The sequence below is a fragment of the Aminobacter aminovorans genome, assembly GCF_900445235.1.
GTDB classification, from domain to species: domain Bacteria; phylum Pseudomonadota; class Alphaproteobacteria; order Rhizobiales; family Rhizobiaceae; genus Aminobacter; species Aminobacter aminovorans.
On the sequence record NZ_UFSM01000001.1, the window covers coordinates 1542052 to 1564752 of the forward strand.

The window sequence follows — 22701 nt, forward strand, 5'->3', positions numbered from 1 at the left end:
TTGCTGAATCAAGTCACTTCCTGCCAGCGCTCCTGACAAAGGGCTGTCAGCAGGCCAATGCTATGTAGTTCGCATCTCTGAAACGGGAGGACTTGATGATCACATTCTACCATGCGCCATGGTCGCGCGCGTCCAACATATTGTGGCTGCTCGAGGAACTCGGCACACCTTACAAGATCGAGAAGGTCGATATCCGCGCGCCTGGCGGGGTGCCGGAAGCCTACCGCTCGATCCAGCCCAACAAGAAGGTGCCGGCGATCATCCATGACGGCGTCCTTGTCACCGAGCGCGCGGCGATCTGCACCTATCTCTGCGACGTCTTCCCCGAAGCCGGACTTGCACCTGCCATGGGCGACAAGCTGCGCGCGCCTTACCTGACCTGGCTCGTCTACGCCGATTCGGTGTTCGATCCGGTGCTGGCGGCAAAGGCGCATGGCCACGAATTCATGGGCGGCGGCTATTCCTACGGATCGTTCAGCGAGATGGTCGACAATCTCGAAAAGACGCTGGCCTCGCGCCCTTACATCGCCGGCGACCGCTTCACCGCTGCCGACACCCAGATCGGCGGCGGCATCAATTTCGGCATCCGCGTGCTCAAGACGCTGCCTGATAAACCGGTGTTCCTCGACTATGTCGAGCGGCTGGCTGCTCGCCCCGCCTTCCAGCGCGCCAGCCAGAAGGATCATGCTTTGGCGCAAGAGGCGGGAATGGTTGCGGGGTGAGGGGAAGGGGCGGGCCTGAGCGTTGGTGCGGCTTCACCCCCCTCTGTCCTGCCGGACATCTCCCCCGCAAGGGGGGAGATCAGGCCGCCATCGGCGCTGAAGCCAATCACTAACTTCGCAAATTCTACGACGTCACAGGATGAGCGCCGTCGGCGGCGAGATAAATCTCCCCCTTGCGGGGGAGATGGCCGGCAGGCCAGAGGGGGATGGGACGGAGTGCGACGGAGCAAGCAGCCCCCGTTGCCGCTGCCTATCTCAACTCCAGCAGGCGTTCGAGATAACTCCGCTCCAGCTCGGGGCTCAGCGCGTTGCCGAGTCGCTTGCGGATGGCGTCGAGAATCTGGCGGGCTCGCTGCACGTCGATCTCGTCCGGCACCTTGGTCGAATCGCCGAAGTCGGGTCCGGTGGTGGCGCGTGGCCTGCCGAGTGGGTCGCGGTCGGCATTCTGTTGGCGGCCGCCTTCGCCGCTGCCGCCCTGGTCGCCCTGCATGGCCTGCATCTGCTGCATCATGTCCTGGGCGCCCTGGCGCAGCGCTTCGAGCGCACGGCCCTGATGGCCGACGGCACGGTCGCCTTCACCTTTGCCGAGCGAGCCCTCGGCTTGGTTCATCGATTCGCCGGCGTCGCCAAAGCCCTTGCCCGGCTTGATGCCGAGGCCTTCCAGCCCCTTCATCAGCGATTCGAGGTCCTTCTCGAGCTGGCTCTGGCCCTGCTGCAACTGCTTAAGCGCGTCGGCGAATTCCTGCGGCGTCATTGGCCGGCCCTGCTTGCCCTTGTTTTGCTGGCCTTGGCCTTGTTCACCCTGTTGCTGCTGCTGACCGGGCTCGCCATTCTCGCCGAAGGGATCGCTCTGGTCGCCCTGCTGGCCGCGTTGCATTTGGTCGAGACGGAACGTCTCGTTCATCATCTCCTGCTGCCGTCGCATGATCTCGCCAAGCTTGTCCATCTGCTGGCGCATCTCGGAGTTCTGCTGGCCCTGCTGGCCTTGCTGCCGTTTGCCGGCCTGCAGATTGTTCATCATGTCCTGCAACTGCGACAGAAGCTCCTTGGCCTGGTCGCGGTTACCTGACTTGGCCAGGTTTTCGATCTGGTCGAGCATGCGCTGCAGGTCGCTCTGGCGCAGCTCCTGGGCCGGCGACTGGTTCTGGGTATTCTGGTTCTGCTGGTTGCGTTCGGCGAATTCGCGCAGGAACTCGTTCATTGCCTCGCGCAGCTCGGCCATCAGCTTGTCGATTTCCTCGTCGCTGGCGCCGCGTTCGAGCGCATCCTGCAGGGCCTGCTGGGCCTGGCGCAGGCGCTTTTCCGCCGCCGACAGGTCGCCGTCCTCGATACCGAGCGCCACTTGCCAGAGATAGGTGACCACCTCGCGCAGCTCGTCATCGGAGCTGGCCATCTTGAGCCGCGTACGGGCGCTCATCAGTGCAAGGTAGTGCGAAAGATTGTCGATCGTGTCCTCCGGCCTGAGGGTGATCGCGTCCATCAGGTCGATCACGCGCGGTTTGGCGTTGGCGTCTAATGCCAGCAGCCGCCGCTGTTCGATCACCGCTCGGGCGAGCGGGTTTGTGAAGGGCTTTTCAGGCAGGATGAGCGTCTTGGTTTCGCTCTTGGCTTCCTGGCCGGCGTCGTCGGTGGCGTGCAGGGTGAGCTTCACCGAAGCTCCGGCCCAGACATGCTCGGTCAGGTCACGCGTCGCCTTTACCGGCTTCTTGGCGGCACCGCGGCGCGGCAGCGAAAGCGGCATTTCGGGCGGGCCATAGAGCGGGCGGGCATCGGGCGACTGCGCCTCGGCAAGGGCGAAGTCGGCCCTGGCGGAAGCCGCGCCATAGTCGTCCTCGATATTGTAGGTCAGCTCGAGCGTGCCGTTGACGGCACGCTTGGGCTCACCGGCAAAGTTGATCTTCGGCGCGCTGTCGGGAATGACGGTGAAGGCCCAGCGGTCGAGCTCGTCGTCACCGGATTTCAGCGTCAGCGTACCCTCGGCGGTGAGCTTGTCGGCGAACTGTCTGACGGCGGCGACGGGGCCAGCAGCAACCTGTGTCGAGGCTTCGGTCTTGACGCCGTTCGGCGCGATGTCGCGCACTGTACCTGCAGCATCTGTGAAGGCGAGCGTTTCCTCACCCGATCCGCCGGTGACACGCAGCGACAATTCGCTGCCTTCGGGTACGTTGGTGACAGGAACATCCTTGCTGGCATCGGCGGTCAGGAAGATCGGTGCCTTGCCGGTGTAGGTCGGCGGCGTGACCCAGGCGTCGATGCGCGGGGGTACGATGTCGCGCGTCGCATGCGCCCTGAAGGCGTCGCCCAGCCGTCCGCCGGTCGGGCTGAAGGAAAAGGCAAAGGCGCATACGAACAGCAGGGCAGCCGCGCCGCGAAGCGCCCATGGGTCGCGCTCCGGCACGCGGGTGCGGGGCAAGTCGCCGCCCAGTGTGCCGAGCCGTTCGGCCATGCGCTTCTGGTGCTCGCGCCAGAGGGCGTCGGCGAAGCTGTCCGGCCGGCCCGAGGGGCGGTCGGTCTGGACCTGCACCGGTGTGTGCAGCAGCTGATTGGCGCGTTCGAGGCGGCTGTCGATCTCGGCCCATGTCGGCAGGCGGAAAAAGCGCAATGGATAGAGCGAGGCAAGTCCAGTGAGCCCGAAGGCCACGGCCAGCGCCAGTCGCGCCATGTCGGGCAGGGCCCGGAACAGGCCAAGCCAGGACAAGCTGACGAACAAGCTGACAACGACGATCAGTGGCAGCACCAGCGGCCAGCCACGCTCGACGATCATTGCCGCTGATATGGCCAGGCGCGTCCTGCCCAGGCTGGCGGCGACGTTACGATGCAGCGCTGGTCTTGTCGGTTCCGTCATCGGCCCTTCCGCTTGGGCGGCGCGGGATGCAGCCACCCTGCCTGTGGCAGAATACCATCAATCGCGGCGAAGGCGAGGCGACCAACGTAATCGTGAAGCTCAACGCACAGCACGTCCAGAGGAAGCGCAAGGAACGCCATAGATCTCCCGATCCACGTCCTGGCGAGCTGGCGCGCCGTCAGGCAAGCCAATCGGGAATGGAATCGAGCCCGATCAGTTCGTCATAGCTCTGGCGCTTGCGCACGACATGGAAACGGTCGCCGTCGACAAGCACTTCGGGGATCAACAGCCGCGTGTTGTAGGTGCCTGCCTGCACAGCGCCATAGGCGCCGGCCGTGCCGACGGCGATCAGGTCGCCAGCCTTCAGCCTGGGCAGGTCGCGATCGAGGCCGAGATAGTCGCCGGTCTCGCAGACCGGCCCGACGATGTCGACGGTCATGCGCGGCGTGTTGGCCGCCGGCTGCATCACCGGGCGGATGTCGTGATAGGCGTCGTAGAGTGTCGGCCTGATCAGGTCGTTCATCGCCGCGTCGACGATCAGGAAGTTCTTGGCGTCGCCTTCCTTCACGAAGATGACTTCCGATACCAGGATGCCGGCATTGCCGACGATCAGCCGGCCGGGCTCGAACATCACCTTGAGGCCGAGCTTACCGACATGCTTGTGCGCGATCTGGGCATAGGCGTCGGGCAGCGGCGGCGGGTTGTTGTCGGTCTTGTAGGGAATGCCGAGGCCACCGCCGAGATCGACATGGTCGATCTCGTGGCCGTCCGCCTTGAGCGTTTCCACGAGTTCGGCCATCAGCGCAAAGGCGTCGTCGAAAGGCTGCAGCTCGGTGATCTGGCTGCCGATATGCATGTCGATGCCGGTCACCTTGATGCCGGGCAGGGCGGCTGCGCGGGCATACACTTCGCGCGCCCTCTGGCGCGGGATGCCGAACTTGTTCTCGGCAAGGCCGGTCGAAATCTTCTTGTGCGTCTTGGCGTCGACATCGGGGTTGATGCGCAGCGACACTGGTGCCGTCTTGCCGTTGGCTACAGCGCGCGCCGACAGCAATTCGAGCTCGGGCTCGGATTCGACGTTGAAGCAGAGAATGCCGGCCTGCAGCGCGAAGTCCATTTCGCGCGCCGTCTTGCCGACGCCCGAAAAAACGATCTTTTCAGCCGGGATGCCGGCGGCCAGCGCACGCCGCATCTCGCCTTCCGAAACCGTGTCGGCGCCGGCGCCAAGCTTTGCCAGCGTCTTCAATACGGCCTGGTTGGAGTTGGCCTTGAGCGCGTAGCAGACCAGCGAGTCGAGATCGGCGAAAGCCTTGGAGAAGACCTGGAAGTGGCGCGTCAGCGTCGCGGTCGAATAGCAGTAGAATGGAGTGCCGACGGCAGCGGCGATATCGGTCAGCGCCACGTCTTCGGCGTGGAGGACGCCGTCACGATAGTCGAAATGGTTCACGGCAGCATGCTTTCGAAAATGAAGTGCGGCTCAGAGCAGCGGGTCGAGGATGAAAGGCTTGTCCTCGACCGGTTTCACCGGCGCAGCGCCGGCTGGCTGGCCGGCCTTCTGGGCGTCTTTCTGCGCCTGCACGGCAGCATCATAGGGGGTGTCGAGGTCGCCCTTGCGGCCGCAGGCCGAAGCCATGCCAACCGCCGCAATCAGCCCGAGCGTCACCAGAATCCTGCCAGCGGTCATGTTCCATCCGTCCGCGAAAATTTCCCCGCCGCTTGTAGCGGAGATTTTCGGGCTTTGCACCCCGGATAGATCAAGCTTTCATCAAACGTTTCTTCCAGTAGCGGATCTGTTTCTTCACCTCTGCCGGCGCTGTGCCGCCGAAGGAGGTGCGGCTCTTCACCGAATTTTGCACCGACAGAACCGAGAAGATGTCGTCTGTGATGCCATCATGGATCGACTTGAGGTCCTCAAGCGCGAGTTTCTCGAGCCCGACCTTCTTGCTTTCGGCCAAAGCTACGGCACGGCCGGTGACGTGATGCGCCTCGCGGAAAGGCATGCCGAGCGTGCGCACCAGCCAGTCGGCAAGGTCGGTGGCGGTCGAATAGCCCGAGCCGGCGGCCTTTTTCATCGCCTGTTCGTTGATGGTCATGTCGCCGACCATGCCGGTCATCGCAGCCAGCATCAGGTCGAGTGTCTCGGCGGCGTCGAACACTGCTTCCTTGTCTTCCTGCATATCCTTGGAATAGGTCAGCGGCAGGCCCTTCATGACCGTCAACAGGCCGATCAGGTGGCCGTTGACGCGCCCGGTCTTGGCGCGCACCAGTTCGGCGGCATCGGGGTTCTTCTTCTGCGGCATGATCGACGAACCGGTGGAGTATGAGTCCGACAGGCGCACGAAGCCGAACTGCGGCGTCGACCAGATGACGATCTCTTCAGCCAGGCGCGACAGATGCGTCGCGCAGATCGCGGCAATCGACAGGAATTCGAGCGCGTAGTCACGGTCCGAGACGCTGTCGAGCGAGTTGCGTGTCGGCTCGCGGAAGCCGAGCGCCTTGGCCGTCTGGAAGCGGTCGATCGGGAAGCCGGTGCCGGCGAGGGCGGCTGCACCCAGCGGGCTCTCGTTCATGCGCTCGACGGCGTCGCGGACGCGGCTGAGGTCACGTGCGAACATCTCGACATAGGCCATGCAATGGTGGCCGAAGGTCACCGGCTGCGCCGTCTGCAGATGGGTGAACCCGGGCATGACAGTCGAGGCGTGTTGTTCGGCGCGTTCGAGGAAGGCCGCGATCAGCCCCTTCAGTGCTGCGGCGACACGGTGGAACTCGTCCTTGACCCAGAGCCGGAAGTCGACGGCCACCTGGTCGTTGCGCGAACGTGCTGTGTGCAGGCGCCCGGCAGACGGGCCGATCAGCTCGGCGAGCCGCGACTCGACATTCATGTGGATGTCTTCGAGCCGGGTCGAGAATGCGAACTTGCCCTCCTCGATTTCTCGCAGGATCGTGTTCAGGCCGTGAGCGATTTTCTGTTGATCGTCAGCCGAAATAATGCCCGTTTCCGCCAGCATCACGGAGTGGGCGACTGAACCTCTTATATCCTGGGCGTAAAGCTTCTTGTCGAAGCCGATCGAGGCGTTGATCGCCTCCATGATCGCAGCCGGGCCCGAGGCAAAACGTCCGCCCCACATCTGGTTGCTGGCCTTCTTGTCGCTCATCGTGATACCCGGGCTCCGGAGAGAATTGATTAGATGTCGGACCGCAGAAAAATGTTTCCAGCCCCACGCCATATACTGATTGCCGCCGTTGCGGGCGTGATCGCCGGCGCGGTCGCGGTATATGTCAGCACGACCCGTCCTGGCAACAACACGCCGCAGCCCACGGTCGCCGTCGACTCCTCTGCGAGCCCCGACGACAAGCTGTGTGCGGCGAAGGCTGAAAAGGCGAAGGCCGTCGCAGCCGCCGCGACGGGCCATGTCGCGGCGATGATGCCGGCCGACCCGCCGCAGTCGCTGAAGACGCTCGCCTTCAACGATCCCCAGGGCAAGCCGATGACCATCGCCGACCATGCCGGTCGCACGCTTCTGGTCAATCTGTGGGCCACCTGGTGCGCGCCGTGCCGTGCCGAGATGCCGGCGCTCGACGCGCTGGAGCGTGAGATGGGCGGCGAGGAGTTCGAGGTCGTGGCCGTCAATGTCGACACTGGCGACGACACCAAGCCGAAGAAGTTCCTCGAAGAGATCGGCGTCTCCTCACTCGGCCATTACCGCGACAACACGCTCGCCGTGTTCAATGACCTGAAGAAGCGCGGCCTGGCGCTCGGCCTGCCCGTCACGCTGTTGGTCGACGGTGAAGGCTGCCTGCTTGCCAACATGAACGGCCCCGCCGAATGGGCCAGCCCCGACGCCAGGAAGCTGATCGAGGCCGCGCTCGCCAAATAGGGCCTGCGTGTCCACACACTTTTGTTGGCGGCCCCTGCAATTTCAGATTGTAGGATTTGGGCCGCCATCTTCGCGGTTTTCATCCGCGAAGGCCACGTAATGGCACGTTCATTCCATTTCAAGGCTTTCGTTAGCCGGCATTGCCGGCAGTTCAGACGAGTCTAATTCCCGGTAAATTACTTTCGTTTTCTGGAAAAGCGAAAGCTTGTCATGAGGTTGTGGAGAAATCGAAATCAAAGCGAGCCAAATGCGACCTTCATACGATCGCTATAAAACTGTTGTCGCGCTGTCATAATCCGACAATACTGCTCCTCGCGGAACTAAACATTTCGCCAACCAGAACGGGAGCGAGACATGAAGACCCTAGGCTTTGCGGCCGGTGTTGCCGCCACCATGACGCTGTTGTCCAGCACCTCCGCCTTCGCCGTCACCGAGATCTCATGGTGGCATGCCATGACCGGCGCGAACAACGAGGTCGTCAACCAGCTTTCCGAAGAGTTCAACAAGAGCCAGAGCGACTACAAGATCGTTCCGGTCTTCAAGGGCACATATCCCGAGACGCTGAACGCCGGCATCGCTGCCTTCCGCGCCAAGCAGCCGCCGGCAATCATGCAGGTCTTCGATGCCGGTACGGGCACGATGATGGGTGCCGAGGGCGCCATCAAGCCGGTCGCCGACATCCTGTCGATGGGCGGTCAGGCCTTCGACAAGAGCCAGTACCTGCCGGGCATCGTCGCCTACTACTCGAAGCCCGACGGCACCATGCTGTCGTTCCCCTACAACTCGTCCTCGCCGATCCTCTATTACAACAAGGACATCTTCCAGAAAGCCGGCCTCGACGTCGACAATCCACCCAAGACCTGGGGCGAGGTCTGGGACGCTGCCAAGAAGATCAAGTCGAGCGGTGCAGCCCCCTGCGGCTTCACCTCAACCTGGCTGACCTGGATCCACACCGAGAATTTCGCCGCCTGGAACAACCTGTCCTACGGCACCAATGAAAACGGCATCGGCGGCACCGATGTCGAGCTCAAGATCAACGCCCCTGCCTTCGTCAAGCATTTCCAGGAGCTCGCCGACCTCGCCAAGGACGGCACCTTCAAATATGGCGGCCGCACCTCCGAAGCCAAGCAGATCTTCCTTGCCGGCGAATGCGGTATCTTCACCGAATCCTCGGGTGGCCTCGGCGACATCGTCAAGTCGGGCATGAACTACGGCACCGGCCAACTGCCCTATGAGGCTGACGCAGCGGGTGCGCCGCAGAACACCATTCCGGGCGGCGCTTCGCTCTGGGTTTTTGCCGGCTTGCCTGACGAGCAGTACAAGGGTGTCGCTGCCTTCTTCAACTTCCTGTCGCAAACGCCGATCCAGGCCCGCCTGCACCAGGTTTCGGGCTACCTGCCGGTCACGCTTGCTGCCTATGAGGAGACCAAGAAGTCGGGCTTTTACGACAAGAACCCGGCCCGCGAGATCCCGATCAAGCAGATGATGGGCAAGGCGCCTACCGAAAACTCGAAGGGCGTCCGCCTCGTCAACCTGCCGCAGGTACGCGACATCGAGAACGAAGAGCTCGAAAAGATGCTCGCCGGCCAGCAGACCGCCCAGCAGGCGCTCGACAACACCGTCGCACGCGGCAACAAGGCGATCCAGGAAGCGATCGGCAACTGACATCAGCTTGAAGCCATCGTAGCGCTGCCCTCATCCGCCTACCGGCACCTTTTCCCCGTGAACCGGGAGAAGGGACAAGCGGCAAGGTGGGCGCCCTTCCTCTCTCCGTTCACGGGGGAGAGGCTAGGGTAAGGGGCGGCGCAAACGCTGGGCCGAAGGACGGCAGCGATGCCATCCAGCTTCTGACAAACGCGTAACAAGAGGCCCTCATTGTCCCCACGCGTCGTCTTTCCCAACAAGATCCTGCCCTACCTGCTGGTCGCGCCGCAGCTGGCGATCACGCTGGTGTTCTTCTACTGGCCGGCGAGCCAGGCGCTGCGCCAGTCGATGCTGCGCGAGGATCCGTTCGGCCTGTCGTCGAAATTCGTCTGGTTCGACAATTTCAAGAAGGTGCTGTCGGACCCCAACTATCTCAACTCGATCCAGGTCACGGCGATCTTTTCGGTCTCGGTGGCAGCCGTTGCCATGGGTACTGCATTGCTGCTCGCCGTCATGGCCGAGAAGGTGGTGCGCAGCCGCAACCTCTACCGCACGCTGATGATCTGGCCCTATGCGGTGGCACCGGCCATTGCCGGCATGCTGTGGCTGTTCCTGTTCAACCCGTCGATCGGCTCGCTCGCCTATGGCCTGCGCTGGCTCGGCATCAACTGGGACCCGCTGCTCGATGGCGAGCAGGCGATGGCGCTGGTGGTTGCCGCCGCATCTTGGAAGCAGATCAGCTATAATTTCCTGTTTTTCGTTGCCGGCCTGCAGGCCATCCCCAAGACGCTGATCGAGGCGGCGGCCATCGACGGCGCCGGCGAGAACAAGCGCTTCTGGACCATCGTCTTCCCGCTGCTTGCGCCGACCACCTTCTTCCTGCTGGTGGTCAACACCGTCTACGCCTTCTTCGACACCTTCGGCATCATCCATGCCGTGACCGGCGGCGGGCCGGGCAAGGCCACCGAGACGCTGGTCTACAAGGTCTACAATGACGGCTTCGTCAATCTGATCCTCGGCGACTCCGCGGCCCAGTCGGTGATCCTGATGGTCATCGTCATTGCGCTCACCGCCATCCAGTTCCGCTATGTCGAGAAGAAGGTGCATTATGGCTGAGCCGAAAGCCCTTCCGCCTGTCAGCGGGCACGACAAGCTGATGATCGGTCAGTCGGTAACAGGCATTTATATCGCGCACGCCATCCTGATCCTCGGCATCGTGATCGTGGCGTTCCCGATCTACTACACCTTCGTTGCCTCGACCCATTCGCTGCAGACCATCCTGCGCCCGCCGCTGCCGTTGGTGCCCGGCGACCGTTTCCTTGAGAATTATTCCGAGGCACTGTTTGGTGGTGTCGGCCGCATTGGCGGGGTCAGCGTCGCGACGCTTTTGTTCAATACCACCATCGTTGCGCTCGGCATCGCCATCGGCAAGATCATCATTTCCCTGCTGTCGGCCTATGCGATCGTGTTCTTCCGCTTTCCGCTGCGGATGGTGTTTTTCTGGCTGATCTTCATCACGCTGATGCTGCCGGTCGAGGTCCGCATCCTGCCGACCTACAAGGTGATGGTCGATCTCGGCCTGATCGATACCTATACCGGGCTGATCGTGCCGCTGATCGCCTCGGCGACCGCGACTCTTTTGTTCCGCCAGTTCTTCCTGACCATTCCGGGCGAGCTGGTCGAAGCCGCGCGTGTAGACGGTGCCGGGCCGTGGCGCTTCTTTTGGGATATCCTGCTGCCGCTGTCGCGTACCAACATTGCGGCGCTGTTCGTCATTCTGTTCATCTATGGCTGGACGCAATATCTCTGGCCGCTGCTCGTCACCAACCGCAACGACATGAACACCATCGTCATTGCGCTGAGAAAGATGATCTCGTTTGCCGATGCCGATACCGAATGGCATCTGGTGATGGTCACCTCAATGCTGGCCATCGTGCCACCCATACTGGTCGTTGTGCTGATGCAGCGCTGGTTCATCCGCGGCCTCGTCGATACGGAGAAATAATGGCAACCGTCGATCTCAAGGACGTACGCAAGGTCTATGCCGGCGGGGTCGAAGCGGTGAAGGGCGTGTCCATCGCCATTCCCGACAAGGCGCTGTGCGTGCTGGTCGGTCCCTCGGGCTGCGGCAAGTCCACGCTTTTGCGCATGATCGCCGGGCTCGAGACCATCTCGGCCGGCACCTGCGCCATCGACGGCAAGGTGGTCAACACCATCGGCCCGACCGAGCGCGACATCGCTATGGTGTTCCAGAACTATGCGCTCTACCCGCATATGAAGGTCTACGACAACATGGCCTACGGCCTGCGCAACCGCGGCATGCCGAAGGACGAGGTCGACAAGCGGGTGCGCTCGACGGCCAAGACGCTGGAGCTCGAGCATCTGCTCGAACGCCGCCCACGCGAATTGTCGGGTGGGCAGCGCCAGCGCGTCGCCATGGGTCGCGCCATCGTGCGTAATCCCAAGGTCTTCCTGTTCGACGAGCCGCTGTCCAACCTCGACGCCAAGCTGCGCGGCCAGATGCGCGTCGAGATCAAGAACCTGCAGCGTCAGCTCGGCGTCACCTCAGTCTATGTCACCCACGACCAGCTCGAGGCAATGACACTGGCCGACGTGCTGGTGGTGATGAATGGCGGGCTGGTCGAACAGCTCGGCGCGCCGCTCGACATCTATGAAAAGCCGGCTTCGACCTTCGTCGCCTCCTTCATCGGCGCACCGCCGATGAACCTTCTGCCGCTGCGCGGCGGCCAGCTCGAAGACGCCATCACGCTGCCTGAAGTATCAGGCAATGCGACAACGATTGGCTTTAGGCCCGAGGACTGCGAGGTCGGCGCCGATGGCGCGGCCTCGACCGATGGTCTCAGGCTGATGGCCAGGGTCGAAGGCGTCGAGCCGGTGGGATCAGAGAGTTTTCTCTACTGCGCCGCCGGCGGTGGCAAGATCGTGGTGCGGGTGGCCGGCCGGACCGAGGTGCTGGTCGGCGACCAGCTGCCGATCTTTGCACGGCGCGAAAAGCTGCATTTCTTCGGCAGCGACGGCAAGAGGGTGGGGTGACCGCGGGGTCACGGAAAGACGCTCCGCCTGGACTAGCCGCCGGCCGGATGTATGCTCTCCATGATCCTTCCGATCAAAGCCTGGATCAGCGGATCGTCTGAGCGCTCGAACGGCCAGACGATGTAGTAGGCCCATGAGGCATCGATCGACGTTGAAAATGGCTGGATGACCCGCCCGTCGTTGAAATGACTGCGGGTCAGGACGTCGGACACCAGCGCAATGCCTTGGCCTTGCACCGCCGAAGCCACAGCATGCGCCACAGTCGGCACGCGCACGCTGCCGCAACCCTCGAGGCTAACGCGCGCCGCAGTCGCCCAGCGCGCCCATTCCTGGCCGTCATCCTCGTGAAGCAGCGTGATGCCGCCCAGCTTGCGTTCGCGATGCTGAAGGTCGAGCCGGGGAAACAGGATCGGCGAACAGACCGGGCGTAGCTTCACCGCGCTCAGCAGCAGCCAGCGGCAATTGGCGAAGGGCGGGTTGTCGTAGACCACCGCGATATCGGCCTCGGTCCAGTCGACGTCGCTCTCGCGCATGCAGTGGCGCAAGGTCAGGCGTGACGTGCCCATCGCCTCGGCGAATTCGACAAGCGTTGCGGTCAGCCAAGCGATGCCGAGCGACGGCGACATGAAGATCGTAAGCGCGCGCGCCTTGCCGTCCAGATCGATATCGCCCGCCGAGCGCACCGCGCCCGCGAGCTGGCCAAGCGACTGGGTGACAGTCTGGGAAAATTCCCGCCCGGCCTGGGTCAGAACGACGTTGCGGCCCGACTTCCTGAACAGCATCAGCCCAGTCGCTTCGCCAAGCTTGCGCAGTTGCAGCGATACCGCGCTTGGGCTCAAGGCAAGCTCGTCGGCTGCGCCGCGCAAGGTGCCAATCCGGGCGACGGCTTCGAAAGCGCGCAGATATTGCAGAAAGCCCAGTGATCGCATCTGTCGTCGCTCTCCGTGCGCTGGTTGGCCGATGCCTATTGGCTTCCTGATAGGTGAGTATAACTGCACGATACTGATCTGAATAAATTGCTTTTTTCAAACGATTCCTCGTCCTATCGTGAAAAAAGGAGGACCAATATGATCAAGGCTATCCCATTCAATTTTCCCTATGACGGCAATTTCGTCGCCGCAAACACCGCCCTTGTCGTCATCGATCTGCAGGAAGACTTCCTGTCGACGACAGGCTACTTCGCCAAGCATGGTTATGATCCGACGCCGCTGCGGGCGATCCTGCCGACAGTCAACCGGCTGATTGCCGCCGCGCGCGCCGCCGGTCTCAAGATCATCCACACGCGCCAGGGCTACCGGGCGGACATGGCCGACATGACGCCCTACGAGAAGTGGCGGCGCAAGCGGGCCGGCATCGAAGGCACCGAGATCCTGCTGCGCTCCAGCCCTGGCTTCCATATCGTTGCGGAAATCGATGTCGCGGCCGAAGACATCATCGTCGACAAGACCTGTAACGGCGCCTTCACCTACACCGATTTCGAACATGTGCTGCGCGCGCAGGGCATCACCCATCTATTGTTTTCGGGTTGCACCACGGACGTCTGCGTCCACACCACGCTGCGCGAAGCCTGCGACCGCAATTTCCAGTGCCTGACGATTTCTGACGCATGCGCCAGCGGAGACCAGCGGGCGCATGAGGCCGCGCTGCATATGGTTACCGTCGAGAACGGCATCTTTGGCGCGCTTTCCGATTCAGCCGCTGTCATCGAGGCCCTGCAGGATTTGTCGGGGAAGGCGAGCTGATGTCGGCACCGACAACACAGAGATACGTTTCGCTGATGCGCCTGACCGACAAGGGCCTCGCCGAACTCAGTGGCAGCGTCGACCGCCGCAAGGTCAGCGAGGAGCGCGTGGCAGCGCTTGGGGGCAAGTCGATCGCCTTCTACGCCACGCTGGGAAGCTATGACTTCGTTCAGGTTTTCGAGATGCCGAGCAACGAGGCGATGATGCAATACGTGCTCACTGCCCGCCGCGACGGCTTCGTCGATCCGCTTATCCTGCCGGCATTCGATCCGCCGACTTACGGCGGCATTGTCGAGCGCGTCCTGCAATAAATAACAACAAGAGGGGAATGAATCCGATGAAGAAGCTGCTTGCGATTGCCTCTATGGCGATGCTGATGACGGGCGCCGCCCAGGCCGACGTGCCGGGGTTCGTTTCCGAAGGCAAGTTCAACGTTTGCACGACAGCCGCCTTTCCGCCCTTGACCTACAAGACCAACCCGGGCGACACCACGCCGGTCGGCATCGACATTGATGTCGTCGAGGCGCTGGCCAAGCTGTGGAACGCCAAGGCGGGCTACATTGTGACGGACTTCGCCGGCCTGTTGCCGACGCTCGGTTCGGGCCGCTGCGACCTTATCGTCAGCGGCATCTACATCAACGACAAGCGCCGCGAGACCTATGATGGCGCACCCTACATGAAGTCGGCGACGGTGATCGTCACCAAGGCAGACAATGCCGCGATCCAGGCACCCGAGGATCTCAGCGGCAAGACCATCGCGCTCGAAGCCGGCACCTATTACCGCGAAGAACGCGTTGATCCGCTGAACAAAGATCTGATGGCCAAGGGCGTGCCGCCCTTGACGGCGCAGGACTATCCCAGCCAGCAGGCGGCCTACCAGCAGGTCATGGTCGGGCGCGCCGACGCCACGCTGACCGAGGAAGCCGAGGGCGCCTTCCGGGTAGCCGGCGCCAGCGACCAGCTGCGCGTCGCCTATGTCTGGCAGTCGGAGTTCAAATATGGCATCTACAGCCGCCGCGACCCGGCAGATTTCGCTGCCGTGAAGTTGGCACTCAAGGCGCTGCGGGAGCAGGGCTTCTTCGCCGGGCTTGCCAAGAAGTACGGACTTGATCCGGCGGTCTTTGACGTCGACCATGATCTGTAGTTCACCCTCCGACAACTTGCAGCCGCGCGAGTTGTCAAAGCTCTGACAGTTTGAAACCAGGCTTTTGCCGCCGGCCAGCCGGCATGGCGGCAAAAGGCTCGAGCCGGCGGGGAGTTGGCGGCGGATGACTTTCGATCTCGCGCTTTTCCTGAGCGCCTTGCAGTCCACGGCTATGCTGAAAGGGGCGGGCGTTGCCATCCTTTTGTCGGCAGTTGTGCAACTCGTCTCGTTCCTTTTGTGCCTGCCGGTGGCCTTGGCGTTGAACTCGCCGAAACGCGGGCGCAATCTTGCCGCCCAGATTTATGTCTGGCTGTTTCGCGCTTCGCCGCTGATCCTGGTTCTGCTGATTGTCTGGAACGGGGCGCCGCAACTGATCCCGGCCCTGCTCAAGGCGAACTGGTACACGCCCTTCGTTGCTGCGGCGATATCTTTCACGCTCGTCACCGCCGCCTACATGGCGGAGGTCATGCGCGGTGCGCTGCGGGCCATCGGACCCGGCCAGATGGATGCCGCCAAGGCACTCGGCCTGACCAATGCCCAGGCCTTCTTCCTGGTCATCCTGCCCCAAGCTCTGCGCATCGCGCTGCCGTCGCTCGTCAACGAATTCATCAACCTGATCAAGCTGACGTCGCTGGCCTATGTCATCTCGCTGCGCGAGATCATGGCGGTAGTCAATGACGCGATCGCCGCGAGCTTCCGCTTCGTCGAATGGTATTGCGCGGCACTCGTCTATTATCTGGTGATCGTCTCGATCCTGATGGTGATCCAGGGGCTTATCCAGAGGCGGCTGGGCTGAGCGTTTCTGCGCGTCCAACCGGGCGTGCAGAGAAGGAGCCCGACGTATCGGACACTTGCCTCACAAATCGGAAACTTGAACTGACAGCCGTCAGCGCGTCGGAACCGGGTGCTCGCCGCGATGATCTGAGAAGCCGCGTCCGGTCTTGCGGCCAGCGCGAAAAGCCGCATTTCTTCGGCAGCGACGGCAAGAGGGTATAGGGCGCGGGCGTCTGGGGTCAGTTCCGGTACGGGCGAACTGACACCTTAGGCCGATGCCATCTGTTTATCGGGCATCTCGATCATAAAACGTGCGCGATATTCACCTGGGCTTATCCCGACTTTTTTCCGAAAATGATGTCGAAGCGTATGGGAGCTTCCGAAACCGGCTGCCAACGCGATCGCCTCCATACTCGCGTTGCCTTGACACAACAGACGCTTCGCCTCGCTGACACGTTCGGCCGCGATCCAATCCCCTGGGGTCTTTCCTGTGGCTTCGGAAAACCGGCGCAGAAATGTTCGCATGCTCATCCGGGTTTCATGTGCCATCCGTTCGATGCTCCAGTTGGTCGCAAGATCGGCACGTATGCTGTCAAGAAGCGGAGCGATTTCCAGCCCTTCCCGGATCGGAACAGGCCGTTCAAGAAACTGTGCCTGTCCCCCCGTTCGGTGCGCGGGCATCACGAGACGTCTGGCGACTGAGTTCGCTGCAACGGCCCCGAAATCCTGCCTGACGATCTCGATCAGGAGATCGATCCCCGCCGCGCTTCCCGCTGACGTGTAGATACGATCATGAGCGCGGTACAGAGAGGTGTCATCAACCTCGATGTCGGGGTAATTTCGGCGCAGCTTGTCGGCATAACGCCAGTGCGTCGTTGCTGCACCACCCGAAAGCAGACCCGTCGCAGCAACAACAAATGCGCCGGAACATATGGACGCCAGCCGGGCCCCGCGCCTGTGAGCCGCTCGCAGTTGCTGGCACAGCGCTTCAGGGACGGGAACGTCAGCACCCTTCCAGCCTGGAACGACAACAATGTCGGCTTGTTCGATTACCTCCGAGCCGTTGTCGGCGACGATGACGAACCCGCCATGGGCACGCATTGGCCCCTCATCGACCGCACAACTGGCGAACCGGTACCATCCCGATCCCAATTCAGGCCGAGAGAGTCCGAAGATTTCGGCGACGATGCCGAATTCAAAGGTGCACAGCCCGTCGTAAAGGAGGGCGACAATCAGGGGTCCAGTCAACTTTGGCATGATCTTTACGTATATTGGCATTCCTGCCAATTGCAAGCACGGGGCCAAATCGTAGACAGAGAGGGAAAGGAGACCGATATGACCACATCAGTTACCGCTATCCCACCCGCACCTAGCGAGCTCGCCCGGCAACATTTCGCTGCTGAATTTACGTTTGAAACCGACTGCTGGGACGTTCATGAGGCGCTCAGCAAGGGCGCTGACTTCGTGCTTCTCGACGTGCGCAGCCCAGCGATGTTTGCCAAGGGCCATATACCGGGCGCCATCAATCTTCCGCACGGCAAGATCGTTCGGTCGAAGATGGTCGAGTGGCCCGACGATACGATTTTCGTGACTTATTGTGCCGGTCCTCACTGCAACGGCGCGGCACGCGGCGCTTTGCGGTTCGCTGAATTGGGACGCCCCGTCAAGATCATGGCGGGCGGCATCACCGGATGGCTCGACGAAGGCTTTGAGCTTGCAGCTTCCGAGACAGCGTGACGGTTCAGATCAGAAAGGCGTTGCCCAAAGACGCCGCACAGTTGCTGGATTTAATCCGGCAACATGCGCTCTTCGAGCGGGCGACCGAATGCGTGAATGAAGCCGATCTCGTCGCCATTCTCGATGCTCGTGAGCCTCCTACACATCTTATCGTAGCTGAAGATGAGAGAACCCTGATCGGCTATGCAGCTCTCACATTCGACTACGCACTGTGGACTGCCGGCCGGTTTGCCCACCTCGACTGCTTGTTCGTGTACGAGAATGCGCGCGGACAGGGAATTGGAAAGCAGCTCTTCGACCATGTCGGTCTTCTGACCGAGGAAGCGGGGGTGGAGCGAATGGAATGGCAAACGCCGCTGCGGAATTTGGATGCGATACGCTTTTTCGAGCGCGAAGGCGGTGTTGGCCAGCCAAAGATGCGCTTCAGCAAGCACGTGCATTCTCCGAAGAGAGCCCGATGAGGCCGGCCGATGTTGGCATACCCTAACCGACGCACGACCGGCCGAGCGCAACTCGTTGCAGTGATCGCTCGAATTTGACGCCCCGTGCTAACCTCCTGTTCATGCAGCACGATCGATGATCGGTTCAGCATCAAGGAGGTGGCAGGGTTGCCGGTATCGTTGAAGAAGCTTTCGCCTGGCGCATGGCTGCAACTCGCCGGATGGACCGTGTTCGGCACACTAGGCTGCATCGCGGTGTCACTTGCGGCTACCTATGCGGTGTTCCGCAACGCCAGTGCCGACGTGCTGCATCTCGGCCTGATCGAGGCGACTGTCTTGCCGATCCTTCTGGCAGGGCCTTTGTTCTTCTACCTGACGCTCAAGCTGCGTGAGCTGGCGATCGTCAACCACAAGCTCGTCGTTGCAGCATCGACCGATGCGCTTACCGCCTGTCTCAACAGGGGAGCCTTTTCGACCCGGGTCGAAAATGTGCTCACCCGGGAGATCGCGCGCCGCCAGCGCGCCATGGGCGCGCTGCTGGTCATCGATGCCGATCACTTCAAGTCGGTCAACGACCGCTTCGGTCATGCTGAGGGCGACGAAGCGCTACGCATCATCGTCGCGGCGATCCAGCCTTGCCTGAGGCGCGACGACATGCTCGGCCGCCTCGGCGGCGAGGAATTTGCGGTCTTCTTGCCTGGCGTGACACCGGTCAACGCTGCCGATATCGCCGAGCGCATCCGCCGCTCAGTGGCCGACGCGCCGTTCAGGCCAGGCGGCAACAACCACACGCTGACGGTCAGCGTAGGCGGCGCCCTGTTCGACCGGCCGGTGATGTTCGAAGAGCTGTTCCGCGTCGCCGACCTGCATCTCTACGAAGCCAAGGGCGCGGGGCGCAACCGGGTCGAGCTGGCGGCCATGCCGTCAGATATGACACCGAGCTGGTTTCACACCGGACTCCCGAACTGAGACATCAGGCTGCCCGCGGGCGAAGCGTCCGCCGCAACGCGGTTCAGCGTGTCGGCACCGGATGCTCGCCGCGATAGTCGTAGAAACCGCGGCCGGTCTTGCGGCCAAGCCAGCCGGCTTCGACATATTTCACCAGCAGCGGGCAGGGGCGATACTTCGAGTCCGACAGGCCATCATGCAGCACCTGCATAATCGACAGGCAGGTGTCGAGGCCAATGAAATCGGCGAGCTGCAACGGCCCCATCGGATGATTGGCGCCCAGCTTCATCGCCGTATCGATGGCTTCGACGGTGCCGACGCCCTCGTAAAGCGTGTAGATCGCCTCGTTGATCATCGGCAACAGGATGCGGTTGACGATGAAGGCCGGGAAATCCTCGGACACAGTCACCGTCTTGTCGAGGTTGCGGACATATTCCTTCGACGCCTCGAAGGTCTTGTCTTCGGTGGCGATGCCGCGCACCAGCTCGACGAGCTTCATCACCGGAACCGGGTTCATGAAGTGGATGCCGATGAAACGCTCGGGCCGGTCGGTCTGGGCGGCAAGGCGCGTGATCGAGATCGACGAGGTGTTGGTGGCGAGGATCGCCTCCGGGTTCAGCTGCGGACACAGCTGCGCGTAGATCTTGCGCTTGATCGTTTCGTCTTCCGTCGCCGCCTCGATGACGAGGTCTGCGCTGGCAAGGTCGGCCATGGCGGGCGCGGACGAGATACGGGCCATTGCGTCCTTGCGGGCCTGGTCCTCGAGCTTGCCCGAGGCGACTTGACGCGCCAGGTTGCCGTTTATGGTGGCGATGCCCTTTTCGATGCGCTCCGGCGACACGTCGTAGAGCAGCACGCTGTAGCCTGCCAGTGCCGAAACATGTGCGATACCGCCGCCCATCTGGCCAGCGCCGACAATGCCGATCGTCTCGATCTTACCCGTCATCACACCTATCCCGTCGCAGGCTTTTTACTTTTGTGCAATGCAAACTAAATGGCCGGGGTAGCACTCGTCTACCCCGGCCATCATATTTTAATACGTCACTCGTTGGGGCGTCAAAGCGCCTTTTCGAGTTCCGGGAGAACGACGAACAGGTCGCCGACGATGCCGTAGTCGGCCACCTGGAAGATCGGGGCTTCCTCGTCCTTGTTGATGGCGACGATGACCTTCGAGTCCTTCATGCCGGCAAGGTGCTGGATCGCACCCGAAATGCCGCAGGCGATGTAGAGATCGGGCGCCACCACCTTGCCGGTCTGGCCGACCTGCCAGTCGTTGGGGGCGTAGCCGGCGTCGACGGCAGCGCGGCTAGCGCCGACGGCAGCACCGAGCTTGTCGGCGACGGGCAGGATGACTTCCTGGAACTTCTCCGAAGAGCCGAGCGCGCGGCCACCCGAGATGATGATCTTGGCCGAGGTCAGCTCCGGACGGTCGCTCTCAGACAGCTTGTTTTCGACGAAGCTCGACAGGCCGGGGTTGGCGGCAGCAGCAACGGTCTCGACGGCTGCCGAACCACCATCGGGTGCTGCCTGGAACGAGGCGGTGCGCACGGTGATGACCTTCTTGGGCCCTTGTGCCTGCACCGTCTGGATGGCGTTGCCGGCATAGATCGGACGCTTGAAGGTGTCGGCGGAGACGACCTCGATGATCTCCGAGACCTGGGCGACATCGAGCAGCGCTGCGACGCGCGGGGCGACGTTCTTGCCGGTCGAGGTGGCCGCGGCGATGATGGTGTCGTAGTTGCCGGCGAGGCTGACGACGAGGGCAGCGGTCGGCTCGGCCAGGCGCTCGGCCAGTTCTTCGCTTTCGGCGAGCAGAACCTTGCGCACGCCCTTGAGCTTCGCAGCCGCATCGGCGGCTGCCTTGGCGCCCTTGCCGGCGACCAGCACGTCGATGTCGGTGCCGATCTTGAGCGCTGCCGACAGGGCCTTGGCGGTCTGGTCGGAGAGCGAAGCGTTGTCGTGTTCAGCGATGAGGAGAATTGCCATGTGTTTGATCCCTTTCCGCTTCGCTTAGAGCACGCCGGCTTCGTTGCGCAGCTTGTCGACGAGTTCGGCCGCGGTCTTGACCTTGATGCCTGCCTTGCGGCCGCCCGGCTCCTCAGTCTTCAGCACCTTGAGTCGCGGGGTGATGTCGGCACCGAAATCGGCGGCCGACTTCTCGTCGAGCGGCTTCTTCTTGGCCTTCATGATGTTCGGCAGCGAGGCGTAACGCGGCTGGTTGAGGCGCAGGTCGACGGTGACGATCGCCGGCATCTTCAGCGACACCGTCTGCAGGCCGCCATCGACTTCGCGCGTCACATTGGCCTTGTCGCCGGCGAGTTCGATCTTCGAGGCGAAGGTGCCCTGGGCCCAGCCCAGCAGGGCTGCCAGCATCTGGCCGGTCTGGTTCGAATCGTCGTCGATCGCCTGCTTGCCGAGCAGCACCAGGCCGGGCTGTTCCGCCTCGACCACGCCCTTCAGCACCTTGGCCACGCCGAGCGGCTCGACGGCCTCGTCGGTCTTGACCAGGATGGCGCGGTCGGCGCCCATGGCGAGCGCGGTGCGCAGCGTTTCCTGGGCCTGGGCCGGTCCGATCGAGACCACGACGATCTCCTCGACCTTGCCGGCTTCCTTGAGCCGGATCGCCTCTTCGACCGCGATCTCGTCGAACGGGTTCATCGCCATCTTCACATTGGCGAGCTCAACGCCCGAGCCATCCGATTTCACGCGCACCTTCACGTTCGCATCGACAACCCGCTTGACCGGGACGAGAACTTTCATGGGCTGGTACCTCTCTGAACAGCGATATTGTGCGCGCTATAGCAGCGCTTGGGCCCACGCAATTGTCGATTGCCGACATATTGGGCGGAAAAACAGACTTGATCTCGCGCTTTTGGTGGCGGGAGGGCTGCCGCAAGCGGCCGGACCGTAGTTGCGGCTAACGTTAGCGTCAATATCTGCTTCAAGCTCAAATCGTTTGAAACAAGCTGGGCCAGCAGCCTCTATTGCCGGCCCCAGCGCGTCGTCGGCTGGGCGGTTGGAGGCTCTGGCGTCGCAGGCTCCGGCATAGCCGGTGCTTCGGCCTTTTCCTGTAACGGCACCGCCTCCTCGGCATCGGCAAACAGAGGCACCTCGCGCCGGCGCAGGACGAGCACCAGAACGGCGCCGGCGACGATGCCGCCGACATGCGCTGCCCAGCTGACCTCTTCGTCGCCGCCGATAGCGATCATCAGGAACTGGAAGGCGACCCACAGAATCAGTGGAATCCAGGCCGGGATGCGCAGCGGGATACGGGCAAAGGCCAGTACCCACACCTTCACCCGGGGGTAAAGGATGAGGTAGGCGGCGACGATGCCGGCGATGGCGCCCGAGGCGCCGATCAGCGGCGTCTGCGAATCCGGCAGGATCAGCCCGTGCAGGAAGGCGCCGGCGACCGCGCACAAGAGGTAGAAAACCAGGAAGCGGAAATGCCCGAGCGCGTCTTCGACATTGTCGCCGAACACCCACAGGAACAACATGTTGCCGCCGAGGTGGAAGATGTCGCCGTGCAGGAAGGAATAGGTGATGTAGCTCAGATCTTCCGGAATGATGATCAGATCCGGCGACAGCTCCGCCAGGTCGTGCACGACGGAGGGGATGTAGCCCAGCCCAAGTACAGCCGCGGTGGCAAAGTCCTCGCCGCCGACCGTGGTCAGGAGATAGACGATGACGTTGATCGCGATCAGGCTGAGGGTGACGTATTGCAGCCTGATGTGGCGCAGGTGATTGGAATCATAGAGCGGAATGAACATGCG

The 22701-nt window shown here is 62.5% G+C and carries 23 protein-coding genes; 13 read left to right on the forward strand and 10 right to left on the reverse strand.

Annotation, left to right across the window (positions count from 1 at the left end):
• Positions 1-95: 95 nt before the first annotated feature.
• Positions 96-722, forward strand: a complete 627-nt coding sequence (locus tag DY201_RS07620; protein WP_115730682.1) for a glutathione S-transferase family protein — start codon at positions 96-98, stop codon at positions 720-722.
• Positions 723-972: 250 nt separating this feature from the next.
• Here DY201_RS07620 and DY201_RS07630 read toward each other — a convergent pair whose 3' ends face one another.
• The 4 genes from DY201_RS07630 to argH all read right to left on the reverse strand — a co-directional run bounded on the left by DY201_RS07630 (position 973) and on the right by argH (position 6722).
• Positions 973-3567, reverse strand: a complete 2595-nt coding sequence (locus tag DY201_RS07630; protein ID WP_115730683.1) for a TIGR02302 family protein — start codon at positions 3565-3567, stop codon at positions 973-975.
• Positions 3568-3745: 178 nt separating this feature from the next.
• Entirely contained in the window at positions 3746-5014 is a 1269-nt protein-coding gene (gene lysA / locus DY201_RS07640; protein WP_115730685.1) for a diaminopimelate decarboxylase, read from the reverse strand.
• Positions 5015-5044: 30 nt separating this feature from the next.
• Entirely contained in the window at positions 5045-5251 is a 207-nt protein-coding gene (locus DY201_RS07645; protein ID WP_115730686.1) for a lipoprotein, read from the reverse strand.
• 70 nt (positions 5252-5321) lie between these two features.
• The gene (gene argH / locus DY201_RS07650) at positions 5322-6722 is read right to left on the reverse strand and encodes an argininosuccinate lyase (protein ID WP_115730687.1); all 1401 of its coding nucleotides are present in this window, start codon (positions 6720-6722) and stop codon (positions 5322-5324) included.
• 33 nt (positions 6723-6755) lie between these two features.
• Between argH and tlpA the strand changes: the two genes are divergently transcribed.
• From tlpA to ugpC, 5 genes are all read left to right on the forward strand, one after another.
• Positions 6756-7445: a thiol:disulfide interchange protein TlpA gene (tlpA, locus tag DY201_RS07655; RefSeq protein ID WP_115730688.1), complete on the forward strand. Its 690-nt coding sequence runs from the start codon at positions 6756-6758 to the stop codon at positions 7443-7445.
• Positions 7446-7799: 354 nt separating this feature from the next.
• On the forward strand, positions 7800-9110 hold the full coding sequence (gene ugpB, locus DY201_RS07660) for a sn-glycerol-3-phosphate ABC transporter substrate-binding protein UgpB (protein ID WP_115730689.1): 1311 nt from the start codon (positions 7800-7802) through the stop codon (positions 9108-9110).
• A gap of 210 nt (positions 9111-9320) precedes the next feature.
• On the forward strand, positions 9321-10205 hold the full coding sequence (gene ugpA / locus DY201_RS07665) for a sn-glycerol-3-phosphate ABC transporter permease UgpA (protein WP_115730690.1): 885 nt from the start codon (positions 9321-9323) through the stop codon (positions 10203-10205).
• A gap of 40 nt (positions 10206-10245) precedes the next feature.
• A complete protein-coding gene (gene ugpE / locus DY201_RS07670) occupies positions 10246-11094 on the forward strand; it encodes a sn-glycerol-3-phosphate ABC transporter permease UgpE (RefSeq protein WP_115733657.1) in 849 nt (282 codons plus the stop codon).
• Positions 11094-12143, forward strand: coding sequence for a sn-glycerol-3-phosphate ABC transporter ATP-binding protein UgpC (gene ugpC / locus DY201_RS07675; RefSeq protein WP_115730691.1), 1050 nt, complete (start codon positions 11094-11096; stop codon positions 12141-12143). The genes ugpE and ugpC overlap by 1 nt, the downstream gene beginning before the upstream one ends.
• Before the next feature lie 32 nt (positions 12144-12175).
• Here ugpC and DY201_RS07680 read toward each other — a convergent pair whose 3' ends face one another.
• A complete protein-coding gene (locus tag DY201_RS07680; protein ID WP_115730692.1) occupies positions 12176-13072 on the reverse strand; it encodes a LysR substrate-binding domain-containing protein in 897 nt (298 codons plus the stop codon).
• A gap of 138 nt (positions 13073-13210) precedes the next feature.
• Between DY201_RS07680 and DY201_RS07685 the strand changes: the two genes are divergently transcribed.
• From DY201_RS07685 to DY201_RS07700, 4 genes are all read left to right on the forward strand, one after another.
• Positions 13211-13885, forward strand: a complete 675-nt coding sequence (locus tag DY201_RS07685) for a cysteine hydrolase family protein (protein WP_115730693.1) — start codon at positions 13211-13213, stop codon at positions 13883-13885.
• On the forward strand, positions 13885-14196 hold the full coding sequence (locus DY201_RS07690) for a GYD domain-containing protein (protein ID WP_115730694.1): 312 nt from the start codon (positions 13885-13887) through the stop codon (positions 14194-14196). The genes DY201_RS07685 and DY201_RS07690 overlap by 1 nt, the downstream gene beginning before the upstream one ends.
• A gap of 26 nt (positions 14197-14222) precedes the next feature.
• Positions 14223-15029, forward strand: a complete 807-nt coding sequence (locus tag DY201_RS07695; protein WP_165915902.1) for a transporter substrate-binding domain-containing protein — start codon at positions 14223-14225, stop codon at positions 15027-15029.
• A gap of 124 nt (positions 15030-15153) precedes the next feature.
• Positions 15154-15825: an amino acid ABC transporter permease gene (locus DY201_RS07700; protein ID WP_115730696.1), complete on the forward strand. Its 672-nt coding sequence runs from the start codon at positions 15154-15156 to the stop codon at positions 15823-15825.
• Between the two features lie 245 nt (positions 15826-16070).
• Here the strand turns inward: DY201_RS07700 and ftrA are convergent, their stop codons facing one another.
• Positions 16071-17060: a transcriptional regulator FtrA gene (gene ftrA, locus DY201_RS07705; protein ID WP_245431922.1), complete on the reverse strand. Its 990-nt coding sequence runs from the start codon at positions 17058-17060 to the stop codon at positions 16071-16073.
• 78 nt (positions 17061-17138) lie between these two features.
• Here ftrA and DY201_RS07710 point away from each other — a divergent pair, with 78 nt between their 5' ends.
• From DY201_RS07710 to DY201_RS07720, 3 genes are all read left to right on the forward strand, one after another.
• Positions 17139-17540, forward strand: a complete 402-nt coding sequence (locus tag DY201_RS07710; RefSeq protein WP_115730697.1) for a rhodanese-like domain-containing protein — start codon at positions 17139-17141, stop codon at positions 17538-17540.
• Positions 17537-18001 (forward strand): GNAT family N-acetyltransferase, encoded by a 465-nt coding sequence (locus DY201_RS07715; protein ID WP_245431923.1) that lies wholly within the window; start codon positions 17537-17539, stop codon positions 17999-18001. Before DY201_RS07710 ends, DY201_RS07715 begins: the two co-directional genes overlap by 4 nt.
• Positions 18002-18148: 147 nt before the next feature.
• A complete protein-coding gene (locus DY201_RS07720; RefSeq protein ID WP_165915900.1) occupies positions 18149-18949 on the forward strand; it encodes a GGDEF domain-containing protein in 801 nt (266 codons plus the stop codon).
• Between the two features lie 43 nt (positions 18950-18992).
• Here DY201_RS07720 and DY201_RS07725 read toward each other — a convergent pair whose 3' ends face one another.
• From DY201_RS07725 to DY201_RS07740, 4 genes are all read right to left on the reverse strand, one after another.
• On the reverse strand, positions 18993-19874 hold the full coding sequence (locus DY201_RS07725; protein ID WP_115730699.1) for a 3-hydroxybutyryl-CoA dehydrogenase: 882 nt from the start codon (positions 19872-19874) through the stop codon (positions 18993-18995).
• Positions 19875-19984: 110 nt separating this feature from the next.
• Complete coding sequence (locus DY201_RS07730) at positions 19985-20914, reverse strand: electron transfer flavoprotein subunit alpha/FixB family protein (protein ID WP_115730700.1); 930 nt, start codon at positions 20912-20914, stop codon at positions 19985-19987.
• A 24-nt stretch (positions 20915-20938) separates the two neighbouring features.
• Entirely contained in the window at positions 20939-21688 is a 750-nt protein-coding gene (locus tag DY201_RS07735) for an electron transfer flavoprotein subunit beta/FixA family protein (protein WP_115730701.1), read from the reverse strand.
• 221 nt (positions 21689-21909) lie between these two features.
• A complete protein-coding gene (locus DY201_RS07740; RefSeq protein ID WP_115730702.1) occupies positions 21910-22698 on the reverse strand; it encodes a rhomboid family intramembrane serine protease in 789 nt (262 codons plus the stop codon).
• Between the last annotated feature and the right edge of the window lie 3 nt (positions 22699-22701).

Coding starts and splice junctions, on each gene's coding strand:
- DY201_RS07695 (WP_165915902.1), top strand. CDS start 14,223: ATGAAGAAGCTGCTTGCGATTGCCTCTATGGCGATGCTGATGACGGGC.
- tlpA (WP_115730688.1), top strand. CDS start 6,756: ATGTCGGACCGCAGAAAAATGTTTCCAGCCCCACGCCATATACTGATT.
- DY201_RS07700 (WP_115730696.1), top strand. CDS start 15,154: ATGACTTTCGATCTCGCGCTTTTCCTGAGCGCCTTGCAGTCCACGGCT.
- argH (WP_115730687.1), bottom strand. CDS start 6,722: ATGAGCGACAAGAAGGCCAGCAACCAGATGTGGGGCGGACGTTTTGCC.
- ugpE (WP_115733657.1), top strand. CDS start 10,246: ATGATCGGTCAGTCGGTAACAGGCATTTATATCGCGCACGCCATCCTG.
- DY201_RS07645 (WP_115730686.1), bottom strand. CDS start 5,251: ATGACCGCTGGCAGGATTCTGGTGACGCTCGGGCTGATTGCGGCGGTT.
- DY201_RS07685 (WP_115730693.1), top strand. CDS start 13,211: ATGATCAAGGCTATCCCATTCAATTTTCCCTATGACGGCAATTTCGTC.
- DY201_RS07710 (WP_115730697.1), top strand. CDS start 17,139: ATGACCACATCAGTTACCGCTATCCCACCCGCACCTAGCGAGCTCGCC.
- DY201_RS07620 (WP_115730682.1), top strand. CDS start 96: ATGATCACATTCTACCATGCGCCATGGTCGCGCGCGTCCAACATATTG.
- ugpB (WP_115730689.1), top strand. CDS start 7,800: ATGAAGACCCTAGGCTTTGCGGCCGGTGTTGCCGCCACCATGACGCTG.
- DY201_RS07740 (WP_115730702.1), bottom strand. CDS start 22,698: ATGTTCATTCCGCTCTATGATTCCAATCACCTGCGCCACATCAGGCTG.
- ugpC (WP_115730691.1), top strand. CDS start 11,094: ATGGCAACCGTCGATCTCAAGGACGTACGCAAGGTCTATGCCGGCGGG.
- ftrA (WP_245431922.1), bottom strand. CDS start 17,060: ATGCCAAAGTTGACTGGACCCCTGATTGTCGCCCTCCTTTACGACGGG.
- DY201_RS07630 (WP_115730683.1), bottom strand. CDS start 3,567: ATGACGGAACCGACAAGACCAGCGCTGCATCGTAACGTCGCCGCCAGC.
- DY201_RS07680 (WP_115730692.1), bottom strand. CDS start 13,072: ATGCGATCACTGGGCTTTCTGCAATATCTGCGCGCTTTCGAAGCCGTC.
- DY201_RS07730 (WP_115730700.1), bottom strand. CDS start 20,914: ATGGCAATTCTCCTCATCGCTGAACACGACAACGCTTCGCTCTCCGAC.
- DY201_RS07690 (WP_115730694.1), top strand. CDS start 13,885: ATGTCGGCACCGACAACACAGAGATACGTTTCGCTGATGCGCCTGACC.
- DY201_RS07725 (WP_115730699.1), bottom strand. CDS start 19,874: ATGACGGGTAAGATCGAGACGATCGGCATTGTCGGCGCTGGCCAGATG.
- DY201_RS07735 (WP_115730701.1), bottom strand. CDS start 21,688: ATGAAAGTTCTCGTCCCGGTCAAGCGGGTTGTCGATGCGAACGTGAAG.